At 44.7% G+C, this 18,871-nt stretch carries 11 protein-coding genes and 2 pseudogenes; 9 read left to right on the top strand and 4 right to left on the bottom strand.

Annotation, left to right across the window (positions count from 1 at the left end; all coding sequences use genetic code 11):
- Positions 1-123: 123 nt before the first annotated feature.
- The gene (locus tag QWZ07_RS11630) at positions 124-1,341 is read left to right on the top strand and encodes a Bcr/CflA family multidrug efflux MFS transporter (protein ID WP_192854220.1); all 1,218 of its coding nucleotides are present in this window, start codon (positions 124-126) and stop codon (positions 1,339-1,341) included.
- Complete coding sequence (locus QWZ07_RS11635; RefSeq protein ID WP_017108238.1) at positions 1,341-2,000, top strand: DUF2913 family protein; 660 nt, start codon at positions 1,341-1,343, stop codon at positions 1,998-2,000. Before QWZ07_RS11630 ends, QWZ07_RS11635 begins: the two co-directional genes overlap by 1 nt.
- Positions 2,001-2,139: 139 nt before the next feature.
- On the opposite strand, the gene QWZ07_RS11640 is transcribed toward QWZ07_RS11635, so the two are convergent.
- Positions 2,140-3,600, bottom strand: a complete 1,461-nt coding sequence (locus QWZ07_RS11640) for a DUF2867 domain-containing protein (RefSeq protein WP_192854221.1) — start codon at positions 3,598-3,600, stop codon at positions 2,140-2,142.
- A gap of 98 nt (positions 3,601-3,698) precedes the next feature.
- On the opposite strand from QWZ07_RS11640, the gene QWZ07_RS11645 reads away from it, so the two are divergent.
- The 5 genes and pseudogenes from QWZ07_RS11645 to QWZ07_RS11665 form a co-directional block, all read left to right on the top strand.
- A complete protein-coding gene (locus tag QWZ07_RS11645; RefSeq protein WP_102485106.1) occupies positions 3,699-5,072 on the top strand; it encodes an MATE family efflux transporter in 1,374 nt (457 codons plus the stop codon).
- A 122-nt stretch (positions 5,073-5,194) separates the two neighbouring features.
- A complete protein-coding gene (locus tag QWZ07_RS11650; protein ID WP_192854222.1) occupies positions 5,195-5,866 on the top strand; it encodes an ABC transporter ATP-binding protein in 672 nt (223 codons plus the stop codon).
- On the top strand, positions 5,847-8,300 hold the full coding sequence (locus QWZ07_RS11655; protein WP_102278421.1) for an ABC transporter permease: 2,454 nt from the start codon (positions 5,847-5,849) through the stop codon (positions 8,298-8,300). Before QWZ07_RS11650 ends, QWZ07_RS11655 begins: the two co-directional genes overlap by 20 nt.
- A gap of 2 nt (positions 8,301-8,302) precedes the next feature.
- Positions 8,303-9,439 carry a lipocalin-like domain-containing protein gene (locus QWZ07_RS11660; RefSeq protein WP_065103759.1) on the top strand — a complete coding sequence of 379 codons (1,137 nt, stop codon included), beginning with the start codon at positions 8,303-8,305 and terminating at the stop codon, positions 9,437-9,439.
- A gap of 273 nt (positions 9,440-9,712) precedes the next feature.
- Positions 9,713-9,832: pseudogene (locus tag QWZ07_RS11665) on the top strand (Na+/H+ antiporter NhaA); the annotation flags it as partial.
- 14 nt (positions 9,833-9,846) lie between these two features.
- Here QWZ07_RS11665 and QWZ07_RS11670 read toward each other — a convergent pair.
- Positions 9,847-11,046 carry an IS4 family transposase gene (locus QWZ07_RS11670; RefSeq protein WP_132982278.1) on the bottom strand — a complete coding sequence of 400 codons (1,200 nt, stop codon included), beginning with the start codon at positions 11,044-11,046 and terminating at the stop codon, positions 9,847-9,849.
- A gap of 111 nt (positions 11,047-11,157) precedes the next feature.
- Here QWZ07_RS11670 and nhaA point away from each other — a divergent pair.
- Positions 11,158-12,207: pseudogene (gene nhaA / locus QWZ07_RS11675) on the top strand (Na+/H+ antiporter NhaA); the annotation flags it as partial.
- 264 nt (positions 12,208-12,471) lie between these two features.
- Here nhaA and QWZ07_RS11680 read toward each other — a convergent pair.
- Both QWZ07_RS11680 and QWZ07_RS11685 read right to left on the bottom strand, forming a co-directional pair.
- Positions 12,472-13,083 carry an OmpA family protein gene (locus QWZ07_RS11680; protein ID WP_032501212.1) on the bottom strand — a complete coding sequence of 204 codons (612 nt, stop codon included), beginning with the start codon at positions 13,081-13,083 and terminating at the stop codon, positions 12,472-12,474.
- The gene (locus QWZ07_RS11685) at positions 13,083-14,390 is read right to left on the bottom strand and encodes a TolC family outer membrane protein (protein ID WP_192853813.1); all 1,308 of its coding nucleotides are present in this window, start codon (positions 14,388-14,390) and stop codon (positions 13,083-13,085) included. The genes QWZ07_RS11680 and QWZ07_RS11685 overlap by 1 nt, the downstream gene beginning before the upstream one ends.
- Before the next feature lie 308 nt (positions 14,391-14,698).
- On the opposite strand from QWZ07_RS11685, the gene QWZ07_RS11690 reads away from it, so the two are divergent.
- The gene (locus QWZ07_RS11690; RefSeq protein WP_192853812.1) at positions 14,699-18,508 is read left to right on the top strand and encodes a VCBS domain-containing protein; all 3,810 of its coding nucleotides are present in this window, start codon (positions 14,699-14,701) and stop codon (positions 18,506-18,508) included.
- Positions 18,509-18,871 lie beyond the last annotated feature (363 nt).

The following is an 18,871-nucleotide window of genomic DNA, read 5'->3' on the forward strand; positions in this document are numbered from 1 at the left end:
TATATGTTCATGTATGTGTACGCATATTCGTGTATCACTGTTCGTGTATTGCTATATGCGTATTCGTATATTGCTGCGTGCATGCTCGTGCTCACATAGAACTTAGTACTTAGTCGGAGAGTTATGCAAACGTCTACCTCACAGACCCCGAGCTCACAACCACAAACTCCTCAGTTAGGTTGGATGCTATTTTTGGTTCTGGGCGCTATTGGTGCTTTGACACCACTCGCCATCGATATGTACCTACCCGCAATGCCGACGATCGCCAAAGATCTCGGCGTGACAGCGGGTGAAGTGCAAATCACACTTACCGCGTACACCGCAGGTTTCGCACTCGGTCAGTTGTTACCTGGCCCGTTAGCCGACAGTTATGGTCGCAAGCCAGTGCTATTGATTGGTGTATTCTTCTTTGCGATAGCCTCTGTCGTGAGTGCAACCACTCATGGTATTGAAGCGTTAACGTTAGTTCGTACGGCTCAAGGTTTTGCAGGTGCTGCGGCAGCGGTTATTATCCAAGCGGTTGTGCGCGATATGTTCGACCGTGAAGATTTCGCAAGAACCATGTCGTTCGTTACCTTAGTGATGACGGTTGCGCCATTAATTGCCCCTATGATTGGTGGCTATTTGGCATTGTGGTTTGGTTGGCGTTCAATCTTTTGGGTGTTGGCTATTTTTGCGGTGATCGTGATTCTTGCGGTTATCATCAAGATCCCTGAGACACTGCCTGTCGAAAATCGTCAACCCCTACGCTTTAAAACGACGATTCGTAATTACGCTCGTTTGTGTAAAAACCCGACGGTTATGGGTTTGATTTTCTCGGGTGCATTCTCATTCTCTGGGATGTTTGCATTCTTAACCGCAGGCTCTTTTGTCTACATTGATATCTATGGCGTACGTCCTGACTTGTTCGGTTATCTGTTTGGCCTGAACATTGTGGCGATGATTCTGATGACAACCATCAATGGTCGAATTGTTAAGAAGGTCGGTTCTCATACTATGTTGAGAGCGGCGTTGGTCATTCAATTACTGGCTGGTTTAGGCTTACTTGTCGGGTGGGCGTTGGATCTAGGGCTTTGGGGGATTGTGCCGTTTGTGATGCTATTTATTGGCACCATTTCTACTATCGGCAGTAACTCTATGGGTCTATTGCTCAGTGGTTATCCAAACATGGCGGGCACGGCTTCATCGCTTGCGGGAACATTAAGATTTGGTACTGGTTCTGTCGTTGGGGCTATCGTTGCGATGCTGCCAAGTGACAGTGCTGGGTCTATGGCTATGGTAATGGCTGCGTGTGCAGTAATGTCAGCATTACTATATTGGACATTAGGAAAGAAGGCATAATGTCAAAATACTATATTGAAATTCAGAAGTTAGTGAATGATGCATTGGGCGAGCTTTACGCTCTGCACAAAGCAGGCAAAGCGATTGATGCGCCTATTGCGAACAACCTTTATTTAGTTCGTTGGGTAACGAAGGCGATTAAGGCTCAGTCTTATGATCGTGTGATTGTTCCTGATTTGGTGCGTTGGCAGAAGCAGGGTCGTTCAAAAGGCAACAACTCTGATTTAACCTTTACGTTCAAACGTATCTCTGCGTTTTACGGCAAATTCTTCCCAGAAGGTGAAGAGCCAAAAGCGTTGAAAGACAGCGACGTTGAAGCCTTTATGGACAAGATGTACGAGATGGGTTGGAGCGTATCGAGTGAAGATGAGCTGACGACTGGTGGCAAAATTCAGTTCTTCACTGATGGTGAGCACTCTTTTGCACTTTGTGGCAAACAGTGCGATGACTCGTTCGACGGTGAGTTGATGGTAAAACCAATGAACTGGTTTGTTCGTGGTAACCACGCTGAGTTTATTCAAGCAGCGATGGAAGCGGGTTTCATGCTTCACAAAGTCACTGACTACAAGTCAGCGGTGAAGTACCACGGTGAATACATCGTGTATCCTGCTAATCAAGGCAATCAACTTGCTGAGATCCCAATTAGCGTTGTCGGTTAACGGATAGATATGAGATGCGAGATGAGTGATACGAAGAGCCACTTACTCGCATCTTTTTTATCTTTTCTCAGCTAGTCACGGGTATCCCGCAACTGCTTTTAGTCTTTCCGCATCTCGTTACTCAAACTTCGAATCTGCTTTAATCTTTTCGCATCCCGCTACTCGAATCTTGCATCTGCTCTTTAGCCTGCTTCTCAATTGCCTTCACCATGCCTTTAAAGATAAACAGGTGAGCAGGCATCATTGCGAACCAATAGAGTAGACCTAGGAAGCCTTTCGGGTGCCACCAAGCTGATATGTTCAGTTCGCGAGACTCTCCATGGTCAGACACAGTAATCTCCAGTCGTCCTAAACCGGGGCCTTTCATTCCGAAAAGCAGAGATAAAAACTGATTCTCCTCACAGCGAATGACTTTCCATGAATCGATTTTATCACCGACTTTTAGATTCGGTCCTTCTGGCATTTGACGAACCGGAATGCCGCCACCAAATAAAACGTCCATCCATTCGCGTGTGCGCCATAATACGTTACCGAAGAAGTAACCCTGTTTTGGGCTTCCTATCTGCTGTGCAACATGCCAGAGCGATTCTAATGATGCTGTCGACGTGATACTTGCACCTGTTTTCTTAGGGTAATAACCATAGCCAGCTTGCCAGCGCTTAAAGGCTGCTTTGTCAAAGCCCCACACATTACTCTTTACGAAGTTACCTTCAGAATGAATAGCTTGTTCAACCATGTTTTCGAACGAGATAAGCTTTTGAGGGTACTTTTCTCTAATGGTGGTCGAACTGGCAATAAAGTCGTGTTTTAAGCCAGCGAGAAGCGCTCTGCCTATATTTGATGGGACAGAGGTCACCACGCCTAGCCAATAAGACGCAATTTGCGGTGTGAGTAGCGATGTCGCCCAGAGTCGAAGAGGGCGATCCGCTGTCTTGGCAATGTGTGAAAATTGGTTTCGATAAGAGACAATATCAGGCCCACCAACCTCGAAGGTTTGATTGTCGCTTGGCGTGTCATGTGCGAGTTTTAGTAAGTAGTGGTTTAGGTTCTGTAATGCTATTGGATTCGCTTTGGAATCAACCCATTTTGGCGCAATCATGATGGGTAGGTTGTAAACAAAGTCTCGCATGATTTCGAATGCTGCTGAGCCGGGGCCAATAATCACACCCGCTTGCAATTCTGTCACGGGTACAGAGCCGCTACGCAGAAGATCGCCGGTTTTCTTTCGAGCTTGTAAATGTTCTGAGTCTGCTGTCTGAGGTTGAAGTGAACTTAAGTAGATCACGTGTTGATTCTTTGGCCCAAGAGCCGAAACAAAGTTACGTGCTAGGTTCAATTCGTAGTCAATAAAATCGTGGCCTTCAGCCATTCCATGGACGAGAAAGAAAATAAGGTCAAAGTCAGGGACGAGCGCTTGAGTCGCAGCTTGATCGGCAAGATCAAGATACACGAGCGAGAGATTGTCGTGAGGCTCGGTTCGTGCTTTTAAATAGTCGATATGCCTTGCTGCTGCGGTGACTTGATAGCCTTGTTCAAGCAGGAGAGGGAGGAGCTGCGAACCAACATATCCAGAAGCGCCTAAAACCAGTACTTTCTTCATTGTTACTCCATTTATATCTGTGGTTAAAAACCGAACATTGATATAATAGCGCGATATTTATCTTTATTCATCAATACGTTCCGTTTAGGTCTCTCTATATGTTGCTCTCTTCAATTATCCATCACACTCGAGGTGATTTTGTTCGTAGGCTTATTGCGATTGCTTTGCCTATCACCTTGCAGAGCATTATGTTCTCAAGTCGAGGCCTTGTGGATGTATTGATGTTAGGCCAATTGGGTGAAGCTGATATCGCTGCGGTGGGTGTGGCGAGTAGAGCCATGTTTGTCACGACCATTATGCTGGTGGGTGTAACCACGGGTGGTGCGTTATTGACTGCGCAATATTGGGGAGCCGGCAATAAACAGGGCGTCAGAGAAAGTACGGCGTTGACTTGGTTGGTTTCAACACTGTTTGCATTACTGACCATTGTGTTCTTCGTATCATTCCCAAGCCAAATCATGGGTGTGACGACCGACTCACAAGAAGTTATCGGCCTTGGTGTTGACTACATCGTTATCACCTCATTTAGCATGCTAGCTGTGTCGTGTGTGAGTAGTATGGCCGTTGGCCTAAGAGCGATGCACAGGCCTGGCTTGAGTACTTTCTTTAGTGGTATCGGAATTTTATCGAATGTATTTCTAAACTGGGTTTTGATTTTTGGTAACTTGGGCTTTCCTGCCTTAGGAATCAAAGGCGCGGCGATTGCGACGGTATTAAGTGGCGCAATCGAAGTCGTTACCTTGTTTGGCTACCTGTATTTCTCTAAGCATTTACTGGCTTTCAAGTTCTGCGATATAAAAGCGGCAGCTTCGATCGAAAAAGTGGTTCGCTTCTTAAAGTTATCGCTGCCGACGACGTTTAACTTCTTAGCGTGGGCGGGTGGCTTGTTTGCTTACCACGCGATCATGGGGCAATCGGGTGTCCAAGGTCTGGCTGCACTTTCAGTGATGACGCCGGTAGAGTCTATCTCATTAAGTTTACTGATTGGCCTTTCGAATGCAGCAGCGGTTCTGGTGGGTAATCAGCTTGGCGCGAAGAACAATGAAGCGGTTTACTATCAAGCACTAGGTTTAACGATTTTGTGTTTCTTGACCAGTATCGTGGTCGCGATTTTCCTCTACTTCGTACAAACGCCAATACTGAACGCCTTTAGCGCTTTGACAGAAGAAACCCGAGCACTTTCAGAGAAGTTCATTCTGATTCTCAGCGTGGGTATTGTTATTCGCTCGGTACCGCTGACTGTCATTGTTGGTGTGTTGAGAGCTGGCGGTGATGTGAAGTTCTGTCTCTATCAAGATGTGATTGCCCAGTGGGTGATCGGTATCCCGCTGGCTGCGATTGCGGCTATCTACCTTAAGTTTCCACCTGAGTGGGTATATCTGCTTTTCCTCACTGAAGAAGTGCTGAAGTGGGGTGGGTCACTTTATCGTATGAAAACAAGAAAATGGATTAAAAACTTAATAGGAAGTTGAAGTAGGGCGCACCAATCGCATCACTTTATCGTTGGCATGTGATCTATCTTTCAAAATACTTCCTCCTAACAGGGAATTAGTGTAGATTCTCCTTCCAAATTCTAACTAATGTGAGCTGTTTAATGTTAAAGCTGTCAGACCTATGTAAAGGCTATGTCGACGGGGGGGAATTTCACCCTGTTTTGCAAGGTGCTGAATTAACATTAAACCAAGGTGACCAGCTGGCATTAATGGGAGAAAGCGGTTCTGGTAAAAGTACATTACTGAATCTTATTGCGGGTCTAGACTTAGCTGACTCAGGCGAAATCGCTTTCCCAAACTTCAATATGCACGATTCGACAGAACGTAATCGTACTGCTTATCGTCGAAACAACATTGGTCATATCTTCCAGCAATTCAACTTGCTACCAACGCTTAATATTGCCGACAACATTCGTTTTTGCCGTCAATTAAAAGGCTTACCTGAAGACAAGGGGCTTTGGCGACAAATCCTTTCTGCTTTAGACCTTATGCCTTTGCTTGGACGTTACCCTGAAGAAGCTTCTGGTGGCCAGCAACAACGTGCAGCCATTGCTCGCGCTTTGTACATGGAGCCTAAAATATTATTGGCCGATGAGCCGACAGGTAGTTTAGATGAGCGTAATGCTGAAGCGGTAATGCGCTTGCTCACTTCTTTAGTTCGTGAGCTGGAATGTACTCTGTTGCTTGTTACTCACAGTGAAAAAGTGGCACAGCATATGGACGGACGTATTCGTCTACAGGGAGGGCAACTGCATGTTATGGCCCGTAGTTAAAGCGCTACTCGGTCATTATCGACGTTACCCACTTCAGATTATATTGGTATGGCTTGGTTTAACCCTTGGCGTATCATTACTGGTTGGTGTTACCGCAATCAATCAGCACGCCAAGCAGAGCTATACTCACGGCGAAAAATTGTTTTCGAATCCTCTTCCATATCGTATTCGTCCCAAGCACAACGCCAATAAGATTCCTCAAGGCTTTTACATCCAGCTACGCCGTGAAGGCTTTCAACAGTGTTCTCCTTTTGATCACCACCGTATCACTGATGAAAATGGCGCAAACTTTATGCTTATTGGCTTGGACCCAGTGTCTATGCTTCAGCTGCATCCTGGCGTTGCGCTAAAAGATCTCACAACATTAAACCTCATGAAGCCGCCGTATCCAATCCTTGTCAGCGATGATCTTGCTGAACATATGGAATGGAAAAATGGTGACTATATTCCTCTTCTTGATGGCTCTGAACTTGGGCCTGTTGTTGTTGATCAAAACGACCTCATTAACGGCACGCGATTGATCGCAGATATCTCGTTGCTAAGAATGTTGAAACGTAGCGCTGGACTGTCTGTTATTGCTTGTTCAGATATGCCACCAGAGAAGTTAGAACGTCTTAAGAATATGTTGCCTAATGGACTGACGATTTCTCGCAGTTCAAAAGCTGAATTGGAATCTCTAACCAGTGCTTTCCATCTAAACTTAACCGCGATGGGTATGCTGTCGTTTGTCGTGGGCTTGTTTATCTTCTATCAAGCAATGTCATTGTCATTTATTCAACGTCAGCCATTGGTAGGAATATTAAGGCAGACTGGCGTGTCCGGTTGGCAGCTGGCTAAAGCTCTATGTTTAGAACTCTTGATTTTAGTGCTAGTGAGTTGGGTGTGCGGCAACATCTTCGGTGTCATGCTTGCCAACCAACTGTTACCTGCCGTGTCTTCAAGCTTAGGTGACCTTTACGATGCCAATGTGGGTTTAACCATCAATTGGAATTGGCGTTGGAGCGGTTATAGCTTGATGATGGCCTTATTGGGTGCCTTCCTAGCTTGCGCTTGGCCGTTGGTTCGCTTACTTAAATCTCAACCTATTCGTTTGTCATCACGCTTATCTTTGATGCGTTTTGCGGGTACGGAATTCACTTGGCAGGCATTGATTGGCTGTGGCTTCTTAGTCGCTGCTGTAGCTGTCTATCAAGCGCCACAAACGCAAGAGTCTGGCTTTGCTATCATCGCGCTTATGCTCGTGAGTGTGGCTCTGTTTACGCCGTTCTTGATGTGGAAGCTGTTCAATAGCTTGTCCTATTCATTACGTTGGGTTCGTGCTCGTTGGTTCTTCGCTGATGCAGCATCAAGTATGAGCTACCGTGGTGTTGCTACCATGGCCTTTATGCTGGCGTTATCAGCGAATATTGGCGTTGAAACCATGGTCGGTAGCTTTAGAGACACCACCGATAAATGGCTAACACAACGTTTGGCCGCAGACCTTTATATCTACCCGACCAACAACGCGGCTGCTCGCATGAGTAACTGGTTGTCAGAACAGCCTGAAGTTGATTCAGTGTGGTGGCGTTGGGAAAAAGATGTCTCTTCTGCTAAGGGTAGCATCCAAGTAGTCAGTACTGGGCCTTCAGAAGGTGAGTTAGAAGCGCTGACTATCAAGTTAGGGATTCCAAACTATTGGTATCATCTACATCACTCTAAAGGGGTGTTGATCAGCGAATCAATGTCTCTCAAGTTGGGTATTCGTCCCGGCGATTATATCGATCTGCACGACAGTCTTGGCTCTGGTTGGCAGGTTGTCGGCGTTTATTATGATTATGGTAATCCATACCATCAGGTCATGATGTCACATCGCAATTGGTTATATGGCTTTGCAGGCCGGGGCAATGTTGGATTAGGCGTTATATTAAAAGACGACGTGAATGCCATTGGTTTACGCAGTCGTTTGGAAAGTGTGTTTAGGCTAGGGTCTGAACGTATTTTTGATAACAATAATATTCACAGCCAAGCAATGCGTGTCTTCGATAGAACCTTTGCGATTGCTGATACGCTGGGTAACATTACCTTAGTGATTGCTGTATTTGGTATCTTCTTCGCGACCGTCGCGGGTGAAGTCTCTCGTCAAAGGCATATTTCACTTCAGCGTTGTTTAGGGGTTTCAGCCAAAGAGCTGATATTTACCGGAAGCCTACAGTTGTTTGTGTTCGGGCTTATTTCATCTTTGATTGCAGTGCCATTAGGTTTAGCGTTAGCAAGTTTGATCGTTGATATCGTTATCAAGCAGTCTTTTGGGTGGTCACTCGAGTTACAAGTGATTCCATGGGATTACTTAGTGACTTTTGCGTGGGCGATGGCAGCATTAATGCTCGCTGGTGCTTTACCAGTGATGAGAATGATCCGAAATACGCCGATGAAGTCATTGAGGGATGCCCTTTAATTATGTTTCAACGCAATGGCTCAAAAAAACTAAGACATCGTTTTGTCTCTTCAATTCTACTGATCAGCTTCTTCGGTGCACTCCTAGGCGTGTGGGCTTACTATTCCTATTTTGTTGACGTAGGTGATAAGGGCATTAACGAAGTTAATTCTGTATTAGTGAGCGAGCACTTTAATGTGTTCGAGCCTGTATTGCCTGACAGAAGCGTTTCTCTACCGCGTGATTTCCAGTTTCACCCTGAGTTCCAACATGAGTGGTGGCATTACTTCGCTTCTTTAAAAGGGAGTGATGGAAAGAAGTATTCGGTGCAGTGGAGCTTTTTCCGCATCGCAACAGATGAACGTGAAACGCCAGGATGGCAAAGCCCACAAATCTATATTTCAAATGTCGTCATTTCTTCTGACTCTAAAGTGTGGAAAGAGCAGCGTTTAGCGCGTGGCGGTATTGGTCAGGCGGGAATGACCAACAGTCCCTTTAGAATCTGGATTGATAACTGGAATTGGCGAGCGCTTGGTAACACGCCGTTTCCGGGGCGACTTCAAGTGAATACGGATACCTTTGGTCTTGAGTTAGATACGGTTGCTAAAGGGCCTTATGTGCTCAATGGCGACAATGGCTATCAGAAAAAACACGACTTATTGCCTGTTGCTTCTTACAATTTTAGTGCACCTTTCTTATCTTTGACCGGTACATTGCAACTCGATGGCGTTGCCAAGGAAGTTGAAGGAACGGCATGGGTACATAAAGAGTGGGGAAGTGGCTTACTTGGCGTGGGTCAACAAGGGTGGGATTGGTTTGTCTTTAATTTAGATGACGGGACAGCGTTAAGCGTCAATCGTTACCGCCACAATCAGCAGATGCCCTATGTATTTGGTACTCTTGCTACTCGCTCAGGCAAGGTTTTTCAGCTGACTGAATCTGACATTTCTATTAAGCCTTTACAGAATACAACGTTGCTTAATGGGCGAAGAATGCCTCTTCAATGGATAATTAACGTCCCTGAACACGATATCAACCTCACGACACGCATCAAACGACGAGATATGTGGCTTCCTTTTGTGATTCCGTATTGGGAAGGGCCAATCATGGCAAGTGGTAGTCATGAAGCAACAGGCTTCATGCAACTCACCGGTTACTAAATACACCTAAGGCTATCATTTGATAGCCTTTTTTATATTTGTAGCACCCTCCATACTTGAATTAAATCTGCATACAGCTTTAAGGTTCTCATCTATACTTAATTCACAATACGTAAAAACATTATGGAATATACGACGTATTGTTTAGTATTTGTAGGAAAAACCGAAGTTAAACATCCAAAGAAGTGATTATCTATCGATTGGGCTTGTCTATACACTCGTGGTTATTCTTTGTTATTCGTTTATTTAAATAATAAATATAAGGGCGAAATCATGACCGACGTCATCCGTGACTTCTTTAAAATGGAATCTGCTGGCGGCATCATACTAGTCATCGCTGCGGCGATCGCAATGTTTGTAGCAAACTCACCACTGAACGAAATGTATCAAGGCGCTGACGGATCCCCTCATAATTTCCCTAGTCCTGCGTTGTGTGTGAGCCTTTGATATTCGAACATTCCCCATTGATATTGGGATTCATTAATTTGATATCGCCGATGATTTCGTACCTCTCTCCCTAGACGAGGTATGGATAGAACTCGGCGGTGTTTAATGCTGTTGGCTTGGAAGTCAAAATGCCATTTGGCTTGTACTGCAATTAGGCCATTCCACCACATCAAGATTTCAGCGAGCAACGCAATAAGAAGCAGGATATCTAATCGCTTAGTACAGCGAGTTCTGTTGTGACGAAGTGCGATCCCATAGGCGGTACTCTTTAGATCGCGGAAGGCTTCTTCTATCTGCATACGCTTGGCGTACAGATTGGTAATTTGTACTTCATTTAAGATATGTCGAGGGACATTAGTCGCGAGTAGCCACGGCTCCTTTGCACTGCGTTGATAGAGATGTGTAGCGGAGTGTTTTTGGCTGGTTCTACTATGGCGCTGGGCTTTTCGGCCTTTTTCTAATCCCTTATAAACATAGGCTTCACAAGATATCGGTGATCTCTTTGCTAATAAGCAGTTGCCAAGATATTTGGGTTTATGGACAGCGTTTGGATAAAAGGTTTTATTTGAGACCCAAGGTTTTTGAGGTTGTTTGATTGATACTTCACCTCGGACACGACCTAACCAAAACCAACCTTTCTCCTGAACTTGGCGGAACCAAGTATTTCTAAAACCCGCATCAGAAACGATGATCGGACTGATTTTATTCGGCAAAATACTCTGCAATTTATCGAGGAATGTTTGGTGACTTTTCGGTGAATTGTATTGGCCATACTCAAAAACTTGTTCAAAGATTGTGACGGCTCGACCATCAAGTGCAACGGATGCTCTTAACGTCATATAACGAAGTTGTTCACGAACATCAGACCAATCCACAAGGATCACAGGGCATGGGTTAGCGCCCGTTATTAAGTAGGCATGCCATTTATAAATAAGGTCTTTTTCACGATGTAGTTGGCGATTTCCAAGCAGTCTATCAACGCGTTTGATCGCATGTTTTACCGTGGTATTAGTTTCTAGTTTGCGACCTAGTTTAGTCAGCGTTAAGTCTGAGCCGTCAAGTACACTTTTTGTAGCAAGTATCAGAGAACTAACGCGTTTTTTGTGAATGGAGGGGCATTGGTTTTGTATGGTTTGTTGTAGAATCTGAATGTCGCGCATTATTAACCCACTTGTTCGAAATGTGTGTTCAGCGATATTCATTAGATCAAAGACGGCGATGCACGTCTACCTCATTGTTTTTAAGCCTGATTATGAGGGGATTCGCAAGATCAAGGCGTTCTACACAGCTACGTTCTTGGTATGTCTGTATCTCATTGGATTAATGATGGCTTCATGGCTGTCTTCTTCCTTCTAATCGGCTTAGAAGTTAAGCGTGAACTTTTAGAAGGCGCATTAAAGTCTAAAGAGACAGCAATCTTCCCAGCTATCGCAGCTGTGGGCGGTATGCTAGCTCCTGCACTTATTTACGTGCTATTCAACTCTGGTAACCCAGAAGCATTACAAGGCTGGGCTATCCCAGCAGCAACAGATATCGCATTCGCATTGGGTATCATGGCGCTACTTGGTAATCGTGTACCAGTTAGCTTAAAAGTGTTCCTACTGGCTCTAGCAATTATCGATGACCTTGGTGTTGTTGTTATCATTGCATTGTTCTACTCAGGTGATCTTTCAACGCTTGCTCTAACAGTTGGCTTTATCGCAACAGGTGTCCTGTTTATGATGAATGCTAAACATATGACTAAGTTGAGTGTTTACTTGATCGTCGGTGCAATTCTGTGGTTCGCAGTATTGAAATCTGGTGTTCACGCAACATTGGCTGGTGTAGTGATTGGTTTTGCTATTCCACTCAAGGGTAACAAAGGAGAACGTTCTCCTCTCAAACACCTAGAGCATGCATTGCACCCGTACGTTGCTTTTGCCATCCTGCCAATCTTTGCATTTGCAAACGCAGGTATATCACTGGAAGGTATTTCTCTATCAAGCCTAACCGGAATGCTACCTTTAGGTATCGCGATGGGTCTACTGGTTGGTAAGCCTCTGGGTATATTCTTATTCAGCTGGGGTGCAGTGAAAATGGGCATAGCTAAGCTTCCTGAAGGCGTGAACTTCATGAACATCTTCGCTGTCTCTGTGTTGTGTGGTATCGGCTTTACGATGTCTATCTTTATCTCTTCACTGGCATTTGGTCCAACGAACGCAGAATTTGATACGTTCGCTCGACTAGGTATCTTGATGGGCTCTACGACTGCAGCAATACTGGGTTACTTCCTACTAAGTATTTCTCTACCGAAGACTAAGCAGCAAGAAGTAAAACTGTAATCAGTAACGGGCTCGCTTAAACAAGCCAGCCCACTTAATGAACAACAAGAATTGATCACATGAGTTACTACTGAGGCTGATGTGATGACAAAGAACAAAAAGCCGTGATGGGTAACCCTATCACGGCTTTATTGATCTTGTGCTTCTACAGTGAGTATTGTTGTTCTCTCTTTGATAGCAGAACGGGTCCTTCCATATCCATACCAATAATCCTCAACTAAACAATCTTAACCTAAGCACAAGACCTGCTGTGACAATGTCACGCTATTTCTCTAGTGTAGTAAAGATGGTCCATTCCTCGACGATTTGTTCGCTTAGACCGACTACAGTTGCCGTTACTTTACGGTTTAACGCATGTGAAGTCGGGTCATCACCATCACTTTCTAAACGTTCTTCACCATAGCCGACGATTCTTACTCGGTCTGGTTCAATACCGTTTGATAATAATTCATCTTCAACATTGTGAGCACGCTTCTTAGACAAGTCTAAGTTGTAATCGTTGGAGCCGACTTTACTTGCATAACCTTGGATCTCAATCGATGCGCTTTTGTAAGTTTCTAAAAATTCCGCCATGGTGCTGATTTGATCCGAGAATATTGGGTTAACTTCGTACGAGTCGTTTGCAAAAAGGATTTTCAACTGTCTGACTTCTTGCGAACGAATAGTTTCCCCGCAGCCAGCGTTATCCACTTGAGAACCTTCGGGTGTACCAGGGCAGGTATCTCGTGCGTTTACCACACCATCTTTGTCATCGTCTTGCAGGTCAGAAATTTGCTCCGCTTCAGGTGTCTCGATGTAGTCTTCTTCCTGCTGACTCGAACAGGCAAATAAAGTCATCGATAATACGGGAAGTAGTAAGTAAGTTATTTTCATCATTAATAATCCACGGCCGTTGTCCACTCTTCTGGAATGTCGACCAGTAGAGCATTCAATAAAGAACCTGTTGCGTTCATTACACGGTATTTAGCGTACTGCTCAGAGTAATGCGCATCGAGATAATCTTTACGGGCTTCAAATAGTTCGTTCTCGGTGTTGAGTAGATCAAGCAGAGTACGTTTACCTATTCGATATTGTTTTTCATAAGCGATAACGGTCTCCGAAGCTGAATCAACGTGATCAGATAAGAAGTTCTTTTGTTGCAGTGTTAGATCTAAGGCACTCCATGAAAGACGAAGGCCTTCCTCAACTTGGCGATAAGCACGATCTCTCAGGTCTTTCGCTTTGTTCAGTTGGTAAGCGGCGGCTTCAGAATTAGCGCTGTCTGTTCCACCGTTGTACAAGTTGTATCGCATTCTCAGCATTGCCAGTGTTTCTTGGCTCGAACCTTCATCGCCACCGGCATCATCACGCCATGATTGAGATGCTTCAATAGAGAATGTCGGGTAGTTAACACCTTTCGATTGTTTGTATTGGAAATGCGCTGAATCGACATCTGCAGCAGCGACTTTGATGACTGGGTGTTTGTCTAGAGCATCAACAAGGGCATCGGTTAATGATAAAGGAATCATAGAAATATCGGCTCTTGGGTAAACCAAGCCTAGTGGTTCCTGACCGACCACTCTTCGAAATTGGGTATGGGTATCGATTAGATTGTTCTGTGCGGCTAACAAGTTGCCGTGAGCTTTTGCGATCCTAGCTTCTACCTGCGATACATCAGCAGTTGAGCCTATGCCTGACACAGCGCGCTTTTTGATGTCTTTATAAATTTTCTTGTGGATAGCAAGGTTACTTTCCGAAAGGGCTAAAACTTCAGTGGCTTTTACTGCGTCTAAATAGATCTGGGTGACCTCTAGCGCTTTGTCTTCGGCATCCGCTAACAGTTGTAAGCGAACCGATTCTGCTTCTGCGGCGGTACGATCAATGTTGTTTAGAGTTGATGAACCATCCCATAACAGTTGAGTCAGGGATATTGTAGCTTCCTTTCTTGTAAGGTCTGTATCTGGGCCGTTGTTCGGTGCAGGGTTTATGCCTTCGTAACCAATACCTGCATCAAGGTCGATACTCGGTCGGTAAGCACCACCAGCAGCGTCATTTCGTTTTTTGACGCTCACATACTCGTTGAAGATGCTTTTAATCTCAGGATTGGTCGCCAAAGTGATAGCAACAGCTTGTTCCAAAGTTTGAGAGGCGACTGGGGCCGCTGCAATGAAGCAGCATACTATGGATAACTTAAACAATTTCAAAGTAGCTCTCCTTCTACTTTTATATGTTTTGACCAATCTCGTAGCAGTATTTTCTGCTTTATTGAGACACAGACTGTATTAAAGAAGCTTAGGACATCTGTAAAAAAATGCGAAGTTTGTTTGTTTTTTTTGATGGTAAGTCGCTATTGCTATTGACTAATTTAAAAATAGCCATATGCATGCCCGTCTTAGTGAGTTGATTATCAATAGTGTCGATACTAAATTTACTGTATGCGACAGCCATAACGCAGAGCTGGGAGTGAGCTAGCGTGTGGCTTGTTCTGGGTAGAGGAAGTGGGAACTTAGCTATGGGAAACTTCAACCTAAACATACTAGGCCTTGCTAGCGGTAGTGTTGTGCTCAACGCTCAAGGCCAAGTCAGACGTTTGTCTCCGGGCGAACAACCAGCTGCCAGTGATGTAGTCATCAGTTTTGATACTAGTGAAGCCAGTGTGCCAAGTGTTTCTGCACGATTTGTGGATAACCAGGGCCAACAAAATGTGCTAGATACTGATGATGCAATCGCTCAAGTACAACGTGCTATCGAAGAAGGATTTGATCCAACGGAATTAGGAGATGAGTTTGATACAGCGGCGGGTGAGCAAGGCTCAAGTTTAACAAACAGCGGTAGGATTGAACGTACCGGAGCTGAAACTCAAGCTGCAACAAACTTTGAAACTGACGGACTTGAGTCTCAAGGGTTGTCAGAAACTCAAAGTATTGCTCTTTTTGACATCATAGCTTTTGCGCTTGTGTCAGGGGAGGCCAACGTTGTTGAGTTTGAAAGTGACGAGGCTATTGAAACTGGAGGAACCCTAACCATTGAGGATCCAGATGTAACCTTTATTGCTAAGGGTGTGGAAGGGGATAATGGGCTAGGGAGTTTTGTCGTCAATGAGGATGGAACTTGGACCTTTGTAGCCAACAGTCCATTTGACGAGCTTGCCGACGGTGAGCAAATTCAAGATACAACCACGGTACAAACTTCTGATGGAGGCGAGCAAGTTATCACAGTTACCATCATTGGTACTGATGATGCGGCAGTAGCCACAGATGACACAGGCAGTGTGACTGAGGATGAAGATGTCGATGAATTAACCAACCAACTCGTCACCTCTGGACAAGTGACGATCACCGACGTAGACAGTGATACTCCGACCTTCTTACCTGACGGGGAGTTTAACCTTGAAGGTTCGACGAATGAATCACAACTAGGCGTGTTAACCATCGACCCTGATGGTGCTTGGACTTACGTCGTTAACAACGATGAAGTTCAGTACTTAGACGACGATGAGTTCGTTACTGAGATTTATACCGTGAGGGCAGATGATGGCACAACAAGTGAAGTGATCGTCACCATTAACGGTGCGGATGACCCATCTGACATAACCGTAGGAGAGGGTGATTCGGATACAGGTGAAGTTACTGAGGATGTCGAGGTTGACCAAGAGAGCAATAACTTGATGACATCCGGTACGTTGACTATCACTGATGTTGATGACAATGACGTCGCAGCTTTTGAATCAGACGGCACGTTTAATCCAGACGGTTCGACCAATGATACCGCGTTGGGTATGTTAAGCATCACTGACGATGGAGAATGGACTTACGTTGTTAATAACGATCTCGTGCAGTATTTAGACGACGATGAATTTGTCACTGAAGTTTATACAGTGACTGCGATTGACGGTACCACAAGCGAAGTCACGATCACCATCAATGGTGCGGATGACCCATCTGAAATCACCGTTGGTGAAGGCGATTCGGATACGGGAGAAGTAACAGAGGACGTAAGTGTTGATCTAGAAAGCAATAACTTGATGACCTCTGGAACACTCACCATTACAGATGTCGACGCTAACGACGTCGCAGCTTTTGAATCAGACGGCACGTTTAATCCAGACGGTTCGACCAATGAGAACGCGTTAGGTATGTTAAGCATCACTGACGATGGAGAATGGACTTACGTTGTTAACAACGATCTCGTGCAGTATTTAGACGACGATGAATTTGTCACCGAAGTTTATACAGTGACTGCGATTGACGGTACCACAAGCGAAGTCACGATCACCATCAACGGTGCGGATGACCCATCTGAAATCACCGTTGGTGAAGGCGATTCGGATACGGGAGAAGTAACAGAGGACGTAAGTGTTGATCTAGAAAGCAACAATTTGATGACCTCTGGGACACTCACCATTACAGATGTCGACGCTAACGACGTCGCAGCTTTTGAATCAGACGGCACGTTTAATCCAGACGGTTCGACCAACGATACCGCGTTAGGTATGTTAAGCATCACTGACGATGGAGAATGGACTTACGTTGTTAACAACGATCTCGTGCAGTATTTAGACGACGATGAATTTGTCACCGAAGTTTATACAGTGACTGCGATTGACGGAACCACAAGTGAAGTGACCATTACCATCAATGGTGCGGATGACCCATCTGAAATCACCGTTGGTGAAGGCGATTCGGATACGGGAGAAGTGACCGAAGACTTGAATGTCGACTTAGATACAAACGAACTCATGACGTCGGGTACGCTCAAGATTACCGATGTTGACACCAGTGATATGCCTGCCTTTAAACCTAATGGTGTATTCACACCTGTAGGTTCAACTTATGCACTAGCATTGGGTATGTTAACTATCACCCCAGAGGGCGCATGGAGTTATGTCGTTGATAATGATGCCGTTCAATATCTTGGTGATGACGACACCGTTATCGAGAACTATGTGGTCACTGCAATTGATGGTGTTGAACATGTCATCGAAATAACGATCAATGGTGTCAACGATGCCCCCGAAGCAACAAGCTTTGTGGTGGTCAATGATGACGACGCCGTTATTCCTATTCTGTTCGACTCTGAAGATGGTGGCATGTCTGATTACATCTCAGATATAGAAGATGATCACAATGAGATACCTCTAAATATTCGCATTGATACCTTGCCAACCAGTGGCACGCTTCTCTATACAGATGAAAATGGAAACACAAGGGAAATAGTACAGTCCGACGTGGATAGTAGTGTGCTGTTTGTTCCAAACAATATTAGCTTCGTTGCCGGGCCTGGAGAGCTGTTTGAAATGGGCTTCAGTGGCGATCCTGAGGACATGCCTGACCTTGTTGATGGCTTCTATAACTGGGGAGTGGCGGTATCTCCAACAGAAAGGCTGATTACCTTAGCTAACGGCAATACCATTACATTAACTATCGAAGATAATAACGATAAGCCACTTAAGCAGTATCAAGGTGAGCAGCCTCATGTTGGTTATGGGATTGGTGATACTGATGGTAGGGGTATGAACAAACAGGAGACGTTGATACTTGATTTTACGGATAACCCATTAGATGTTATTGATTTTGGTTTAGATGGCTTGGGCGGTTCGTTTAACACCAATAGTAATGTTTATGTTGAAGTGCTTTATACCTTCGCTGATGGTTCTACTCACACAGAGCAGTATCAAAAAGATCCAGGTGATACTGGTAATAGCCAACTCCTTTATGAATTTAGTTATTCCTCACCAAATAACCCAATAGTTGGAATGGAGCTTTCATCAACGGGAGGAAGCTGGGAGTTACGTTATGTCCAAGGCAACGAGGCGGTAACCGATGATCCTCAGTTTGACTATGTCGCAGTAGATTCAAGTGGTGCCGAAAGTACGGTCGAAACGGTGACAATTGATACTGAAGAACCACAGCTATACAACGTGATCAGTGCTGCCAGTAACGAACCGCTGTTTGCTGCTGCTGGCAATGATTTATTGATTGGTGATAGTGAGGACAATATCTTTACTTGGTTAGACTCCGCGCTCGACAACGGAACAGACATCATTAAAGATTTCGAGCTTTATACTAACGGCTCTGGTGATTTAATAGACCTCAATGATCTCATTGAAGACCCACAAGACGAAACTCAAATGGCAGAATTGCTAGATATGATTGAAGTCTCGGTTGATGGTGAAGACATTGCTTTGTCTATTCCAATCAATGGTGGAGGCGACGTTCAAACGATCATCGTAGAAGGGATTGCTACGGAAATGGGCGCTTCGGTTGATCTTGGTAGTGATCTCGCGATATTGGGAGAACTTATCAAAAACGATGCAGCTTAGTCGGTATCGTGAAGTGTTCTATGACTTAACGTAATGAAAGCCCTCGGTTTCGGGGGCTTTTTTGTACCCAGTAGTAGCCGAAGAAAAGTTGTCTGAATCATAGGTAAAAAAAAGCCCAAACCAACACGGTTTGGGCGGATACAAGTATAGGAGTTAATAAGGAAAATGCAGTAATTAAGAAAGCAGGGGAGAGACAAGTTTGACGGCCTGTTAAACTTCTAAATACTCTGTTTTCTACTTAATTTATGACCCGCCATTTCTATTTCAGTTCCCAGAAAATTCATTAATTTTTCCTTTTTTTGTAAACATGCATCGATTCAATCGGTTAGTGAATAAAGTAATTAACTGGTACGACCAATTTGT

The sequence above is a fragment of the Vibrio lentus genome (genome assembly GCF_030409755.1).
GTDB lineage: Bacteria > Pseudomonadota > Gammaproteobacteria > Enterobacterales > Vibrionaceae > Vibrio > Vibrio lentus.